This window comes from Arthrobacter sp. Y3221087, assembly GCF_059089905.1.
This window is the reverse complement of record NZ_JBNHFE010000032.1, coordinates 1-330: the sequence shown is the minus strand read 5'-3', so window position 1 is coordinate 330 and position 330 is coordinate 1. Positions and strand designations below refer to the sequence as shown.

The following is a 330-nucleotide window of genomic DNA, read 5'->3' as shown; positions in this document are numbered from 1 at the left end:
CCAGGATGCACTCGTGCGCCACCAACCCGCCCTCACCGGTGTAGAGCACCGGGAAGTACTCGTTCAGCCGGGAGGCGACATAGTTCGCGGCCAGCAGTGCTGACTTGGTGGCCTCGGTCAGGCCTTGGCCGCCCATCAGCTTCATGTAGGCCCAGGAGATGGGGAGCACCCCGGCGGAGCCGAAGCGTGACGCGGAAATTGCTACGCCATGACCCTCTTCGTGGGCTGCCTTGGTGGCGTCCCCGGGCATGAAGGGTGCCAGGTGGGCTTTGGCCGCGACGGGTCCGACGCCGGGTCCGCCGCCGCCGTGCGGGATGCAGAAGGTCTTGT

1 pseudogene is annotated in these 330 nt (G+C 67.6%); it reads right to left on the bottom strand.

The window, feature by feature from the left end:
• Positions 1 to 330, bottom strand: a pseudogene (locus tag AC5RUO_RS20035) (glycine dehydrogenase (aminomethyl-transferring)); the annotation flags it as partial.